Annotated in this window: 6 protein-coding genes; 1 reads left to right on the top strand and 5 read right to left on the bottom strand. The window is 60.8% G+C overall.

What is annotated here, in order from left to right:
• Nucleotides 1–52: 52 nt before the first annotated feature.
• From NW852_RS01120 to NW852_RS01110, 3 genes are all read right to left on the bottom strand, one after another.
• Complete coding sequence (locus NW852_RS01120; RefSeq protein ID WP_414338245.1) at nt 53–622, bottom strand: YcnI family protein; 570 nt, start codon at nt 620–622, stop codon at nt 53–55.
• Between the two features lie 62 nt (nt 623–684).
• Nucleotides 685–1,017 carry a hypothetical protein gene (locus NW852_RS01115; RefSeq protein WP_414365495.1) on the bottom strand — a complete coding sequence of 111 codons (333 nt, stop codon included), beginning with the start codon at nt 1,015–1,017 and terminating at the stop codon, nt 685–687.
• A complete protein-coding gene (locus NW852_RS01110; protein WP_414385864.1) occupies nt 1,017–1,364 on the bottom strand; it encodes a c-type cytochrome in 348 nt (115 codons plus the stop codon). The genes NW852_RS01115 and NW852_RS01110 overlap by 1 nt, the downstream gene beginning before the upstream one ends.
• 145 nt (nt 1,365–1,509) lie before the next feature.
• Between NW852_RS01110 and dnaG the strand changes: the two genes are divergently transcribed.
• Complete coding sequence (gene dnaG / locus NW852_RS01105) at nt 1,510–3,417, top strand: DNA primase (protein ID WP_414372507.1); 1,908 nt, start codon at nt 1,510–1,512, stop codon at nt 3,415–3,417.
• Between the two features lie 25 nt (nt 3,418–3,442).
• Here the strand turns inward: dnaG and NW852_RS01100 are convergent, their stop codons facing one another.
• Nucleotides 3,443–4,648, bottom strand: coding sequence for an NAD(P)/FAD-dependent oxidoreductase (locus NW852_RS01100; RefSeq protein ID WP_414372508.1), 1,206 nt, complete (start codon nt 4,646–4,648; stop codon nt 3,443–3,445).
• A gap of 105 nt (nt 4,649–4,753) precedes the next feature.
• Nucleotides 4,754–5,731 carry an alpha-ketoacid dehydrogenase subunit beta gene (locus tag NW852_RS01095; protein ID WP_414365502.1) on the bottom strand — a complete coding sequence of 326 codons (978 nt, stop codon included), beginning with the start codon at nt 5,729–5,731 and terminating at the stop codon, nt 4,754–4,756.
• Between the last annotated feature and the right edge of the window lie 204 nt (nt 5,732–5,935).

The following is a 5,935-nucleotide window of genomic DNA, read 5'->3' as shown; positions in this document are numbered from 1 at the left end:
CCAGAAGAGGATCCCTTTTTGCAAAAAAGCCACGATTCCAGTGGCAACCCGGCTAGCGAGCGCCATGGCCGTGGCCGTGGGTCTCTCCTTTGTCCGTCAGCTTCAGCAGCGGCGCCGGCTCTGGCAGGTTTTTGGGATCCTCCCCCGGCTGCGCCACCTGGATCCAGCGGTACATGCCTTGTTCACACTCCTGGATGACCGGGATGGGGATAGTCTCGCCGGGGCGATCCGGCAGCCTGAGGCTGAGGCTGAACTCATCCATGAACTCATCCGGCAGGGATCCGCCGCTCCAGATCACCTCGGCCACTGTTTCGGTGATCATTTTCCCGTGGGACTCGTAGGGCTTATCCAGCGGCTTTTTCACCGTCTCAATTTTCCAGAGGGGGTGCACCATTGGCTTCACCGAGGTGGCCCCTTCCGGGATCTGCACCCGCAGGCGAATGGTCGGGGAGCCATCGCAGCCATGGGGCACGCGGAAGGTGAGCTTGGCAACGCTGCCCGCCGGGGCCTCTTTGGGATGGACGGTCACATGGGCCCAAGCAGAAGAAAGGGGCACAACGCTCATTCCCAGGGCCAGCAGAGATTTCTTGGCCAAGGCGAGGTAACTGTGCCAACTGAACATTGTAAATACTCCTTAACAACGCCAGGTGGAAAGAGAACCGGGCAGGATCCGGCCAACAAAAGCTAAGGATGGGGATGGGATCCGTGGGATTCGGTCACGCTCATGCTGTGCTGACCCCAACTGGAAAGGCCCATGGACACCAGGCCGGCACTGGCCAAGCCCATCGACACCAGCCCAAAGGAGAGGGCGCCCATGGCCACCAGGCCGATGGAGAGAATGCCGTGGGTCACCACGCCGATGGCCACCACTCCATGGGCAGAAATGCCCACCGCCACCAAACCATGAGCCCCCACCCCAACCGACAAGATTTTGCGGCGGGATCCCTGTGCTCCACAGCTCTGCTCCTGCGGCATCTGAGGTGCCAGGGTCAGATCTTGAGTCCTCTCCTGGGCCATTAGCCTTTGCTCCAGTTGTGCTCAGCCCGGTCTAGAACGTAGGCGGCCACGGCTTCGATTTCTTCTGGCTTGAGGAGCTTGCCAAAAGCGGGCATGGCCCCTTTGCCGTTGCGCACCTGGGCCTGGATTAGCTCAGGGGTATCCACGTGGTACTCATGAAGAGCCGCCAGAGAGAGGTTTTTCGCCGCCACCAAACTGTTGCGCCCGTTCAAGTGACAGCCCACACACTTGGCTTGAAAGACCTTAGCTCCCAAGGCCAAATCCGGTTCCGCAGAAGCCACTTGTGGGCCCCAAAAGACAGCAGCACCGACCAGCAAAAGCAGCAAGAAAAGTTTGACAATCCGCATTTTCCTCTCAACAATCTGCAAAAGACCGTTCATGGAAAAATCCAGCTTTTGAAGCCAGACCATTATCTCCGGCAGGTCAGGTCAGGTCAAAAGACAGCCTGTCAAGTCCCCTGCAGGTACCATGGGGTGTAGGATCCCCAGGGTTATGAGCAGTCTGCCGCCAGACTTCATCCAGTTGGTGCGCCAGAAAGCCGACATCGTCGAGGTGGTGGCGGAAAAGGTGGTGCTGCGCAAGCAGGGGAAAAACTTTGTCGGCCTCTGCCCTTTCCACAACGACCACAAGCCCAGCTTTCAGGTCAGCCCCAGCAAGCAGATCTACAAGTGCTTCGCCTGCGGTGCCGGGGGAGATGTGATTCGCTTTATCAGCCAGACCGAGCACCTTTCCTTTGCCGACGCCGTGCGCCGCCTGGCCCAGCGCTACCACCTGCCCCTGCCGGAGCCAAAGGGATCCCTGTCCCAGGACTACGAGCGCCAACTCTCCCACCGGGAAAAGCTGCTGGAGATTTTGGCCCTGGCTGCCGATTTCTATCGGCATGCTCTCCGCTCCCAGGTGGGATCGGCAGCCCGCGAGTATTTGCACAGCCGGCGCCTGAGCGAAGAGACTTGGCAAAAGTTTCAAATTGGCTTTGCTCCCCCTGGGTGGCAGTCGCTCTACGAATACCTGGTTAACCAGAAGGGTCAGCCGGTCAAGCTCCTGGAAGAAGCCGGCTTGCTGGTGCCGCGCCAGCAGGGATCTGGCCACTACGACCGCTTTCGCAACCGCATCATGCTGCCCATTTTTGATCCCCAGGGGCGGGTGATTGGCTTTGCCGGTAGAGCGCTGGGGGAGGAGCAGCCCAAATACCTCAACTCCCCGGAAACGGAGCTCTTTAACAAGAGCCAGGTGGTCTATGGCCTCAACTTTGCCCGCGAGGCCATTGCCAAGGCCGACCAGGTCTTGGTAGTGGAGGGCTACTTCGATGTCATCGCCCTACACCAAGCCGGGATTGCCTATGCCGTAGCCGCCATGGGCACGGCCCTGACGCCGCAGCAGGTCAAGGCCTTGCTGCGCTATACGCAGTCTAAGCGGCTCATTCTCAACTTCGATGCCGACCCCGCCGGGTTCAACGCCGCCAACCGGGCTATCGCAGCCATTGAAGAGCAAGCGCGGCGGGGGGAAATTGAGCTGCGCATCCTCACCCTCCCCGCTGGGAAAGATGCCGACGAGTTCCTGCGGCAGCACCCCGCTTCCCAATTGGAGGCCCTGCTGGCTCAGGCTCCCCTATGGCTGGATTGGCAGATTGAGCAGGTGCTGGCCGGTCGAGATCTCAGCCAAGCTGCCGATTTCCAGCAGGCCTATCAGGCGCTGGTGCACTTGTTGGCTGGCTTGGGCGGACAGTGGCGCTCTCTGTACATTCACAAGGTGGCGGAATTGCTTAGCCGCGGCAACGCCCGCCTTAGCCGCGACCTGGAAGAGGATCTGCGCCGTGCCGTACGCCAGCACCGCTGGGCTCAACCCCAGCAACTTTCTGCCAACAAGGGATCCAAACTGTTGCAAGCAGAGTCCCACCTTCTGCAGATCTTCCTGCATTTTGCCGAGTACCGCCGCGAGATCCGCCACACCTTGCTGGAGCGCGAGCTGCAATTTAGCTTCCGTCCCCACCGGGAGTTGTGGCAGCGGATCTTGGAGCTACTGGCGGCGCAACCGGAGCTGGAAGAGCAGGGAGAGGCTCTGCTGACGGCTTTGCGCACCCTCTGCGCCCAAGACGATGAGCTCAACGAGCGCCTTAGCCACCTGCTCTGGCTGGATGAAACAACCCGTATTGCCCTGATGCGCCCCCAGCTGGTGGTGCGCGCCGCCTTGGCCAACATGGAGCTGGAGATTCGCCAAAAGCGCTACCGCTACTGGACCCAGCTTTGGGATCAAGCCTTTTCCGAGGGCAACACCGCCCTTGCTGCCCAGTACCAGGCCAGTATTCAACAGGAATATCAAGCCATTCGGGCCTTGCAGCGCCAAGTCCAACTGAGCCTGGAAGACCTGCTGGAGACACCGCCGGCTGAGGAGGGGTCTTGAGCAAGGAGGGAGGATTCTTTTGCCTCTATCCCTGAGGGAGAGGGGCAGCGGCTGAGAACCCAGCAAAGCGCGCCGGTGAGAGACTGGGAAGCCACTCATCGGCCTGTCCGTAGGCCTGCTGGGCAAAGCGGCGGGCCAAGGCCGGCACAATGGCCAAGGGGTTGCTGAAGCCGGAAAAGAGTTGCAGCCCTTCCCAGCCGGGCAGGGATCCCACCAGAGGGTGGTGATCGCTGCTAAAGGCCACTAAGCAGTGGCGCCAGCGCCCGGGCAAGTGAGCTACTGCCGGCAAGTAGCGCTCTGCTTGGGAGCGGATTTGCGCTTCGCTAGCGGCGGCATCCACCTCGGCCTGGGGATCCGTCAGCGCCCGACTGATCTGGCCCAGGCGAAGGCTGCCGTCTAGAAATTGCAGGATCCCGACATCCAAAATCGGCGGGCAGATCTCCTGCCCCGGCTTGTCCCAGAGGGGATCCCGGTCGGGGTGGCCGGCTTGCCGCTCTAGCTCCAGGCGCTGCACGGGCGCGCTCATGACGATGGTTCTCAACCGCACCTCTGCAGGCTCCAGCTCAAGGGATTCGGCGTGGGTGAAGTAGATAGGGGCCCAGATCCCGGCCTGGCGCAACAGAGCCCGTGTCCAGCCGCCGGCGCACACCACCACCTGGGCTGCCCTATAGCAGCCTGTAGGGGTCTCCACCCCCGTGATCCGCTGCCCCTGCCGCCGCAAGCCGGTTACGGTTTGCAAAAGCAGGGATCCCCCCAGGCGTTGAAAAGCCTTCTGAAAAGCCAGCGTCGTCAGCCAGGGGTGAATGTGGCCATGTCGCGCCCAGAGCACGCCCTCCAGGGCCACCGGATTCAAGAGGGGCTCCAGCTCACAGGCCGTCTCCACGGAAATGCGCTGGGGTGGGATGCGACAGTCAGCCAGATCCGCCTCCACATTTTCCACAGAGTAGCCAGGAGCAATCGGCAGGAGCAGATCCAGCTCGCGAAAGTGAATGTCTGCCTCCAGCTCCTCTGAGAGGGTGCGGTAACGGTGGATCCCTTCTTCCCCCAGGGCTTTGAGCAGGGGGGTTTTCCCCGCCCAATGGGCCAGGCCACCGTAGCTGTAGCGCGTGGCACTGGGCGGCAGCGCCTCCTTTTCAAGGAGAAGAACGGATCCTCCTTGACGGGCCAGCTCGTAGCTCAAGGCTGCTCCGGTGATCCCACCGCCGATGACGATCCAGTCGTAATTGGCCATGCTGCCCTCGTTGCCCTGAAGAGGAACCCAGCCTCCCTGAGTCCTGATTGAGTGTTCCCCCCGGTTCTCGCCGAAGTTCAACGGTGTTATAGAGTCATCTGGCGTTTATCCGTAGAGGAGCCGCTCCACCGCCGCCACAATATCTGCTGGCTGCACGATGGTGGCCGCTTCCAGCGTGCCGTTGTAGGGGGTGGGAATGTCTTGGGAAGCCAAACGCACTACGGGCGCGTCCAGCTCGTCAAACAGTTCTTCCATGATGCGGGCCGTCAGCTCTGCCCCAATGCCGCCCGTTTTCATGTCTTCTTCGACAATGACCACCCGGTGGGTTTTGCGCACCGAGGCGGCAATGGTCTCCATATCGAGAGGCTTGAGGGAGATCAAGTCAATAACCTCAGGGTCGATCTCCTGCTGCACTAGGGTGTCCACAGCTTTGAGCACGTGGTGGCGCATGCGCGAGTAGGTGAGGATGGTAACGTCAGAGCCCGTGCGGACAACTTCCGCCTTGTCTAGGGGCAACAGGTACTCCTCCTCCGGCAGGTCTTCTTTGAGGTTGTAGAGGAGCACATGCTCGAAAAAGAGAACGGGGTTGTCGTCGCGGATGGCCGACTTGAGCAGACCCTTGGCATTGTACGGAGTGGAGCAGGCTACGATCTTCAGGCCGGGCACCGCTTGAAAGTAGGCCTCCAGCCGCTGCGAGTGCTCGGCTCCCAACTGGCGTCCCACCCCGCCTGGCCCGCGGATCACCAGCGGGATCTTGAAATTGCCGCCAGACGTGTAGCGCAGCATGCCGGCATTGTTGGCAATTTGGTTGAAGGCCAGGAGCAAAAAGCCCATGTTCATCCCTTCCACCACCGGCCGCAAGCCGGTCATCGCTGCCCCGATGGCCAAGCCGGTGAAGCTGTTTTCGCAAATGGGGGTGTCCAGGAGGCGCATCTCCCCGTACTTGCGATACAGGTCTTTGGTGACTTTGTAGGAGCCGCCGTAGTGGCCCACATCCTCTCCGAGGACAAACACGTTGGGATCCCGAGCCATCTCTTCGTCGAGGGCGGCACGCAAGGCATTGTAAAGGAAGGTCTCGGCCATAGAGGGCAACTGTTGCTTAAAAAATGTTGCTAAACCTCCATTAAACCATTACGCCGGCAGGGATCCAAACCCCTTGCCCCTATCCAGGGATCCCGACCCCAGCAATGTTTCTAAGAGAGCACAAAAACGGTAGCAGCAGCTCCGCGAGCGCCTCGCCAAATCCCGCAAAGGCCGATTCCTTCGTTGACCCGCTCGATGCCTTGC

Origin of the sequence: Synechococcus sp. H60.1 (assembly GCF_047462335.1) — a bacterium.
In the GTDB taxonomy this organism is placed as follows: domain Bacteria; phylum Cyanobacteriota; class Cyanobacteriia; order Thermostichales; family Thermostichaceae; genus Thermostichus.
The sequence above is the reverse complement of the archived record's forward strand: the minus strand, read 5'-3'. Positions and strand labels throughout refer to the sequence as shown.

Coding starts and splice junctions, on each gene's coding strand:
- NW852_RS01120 (WP_414338245.1), bottom strand. CDS start 622: ATGTTCAGTTGGCACAGTTACCTCGCCTTGGCCAAGAAATCTCTGCTG.
- NW852_RS01100 (WP_414372508.1), bottom strand. CDS start 4,648: ATGGCCAATTACGACTGGATCGTCATCGGCGGTGGGATCACCGGAGCA.
- NW852_RS01095 (WP_414365502.1), bottom strand. CDS start 5,731: ATGGCCGAGACCTTCCTTTACAATGCCTTGCGTGCCGCCCTCGACGAA.
- NW852_RS01115 (WP_414365495.1), bottom strand. CDS start 1,017: ATGGCCCAGGAGAGGACTCAAGATCTGACCCTGGCACCTCAGATGCCG.
- dnaG (WP_414372507.1), top strand. CDS start 1,510: ATGAGCAGTCTGCCGCCAGACTTCATCCAGTTGGTGCGCCAGAAAGCC.
- NW852_RS01110 (WP_414385864.1), bottom strand. CDS start 1,364: ATGCGGATTGTCAAACTTTTCTTGCTGCTTTTGCTGGTCGGTGCTGCT.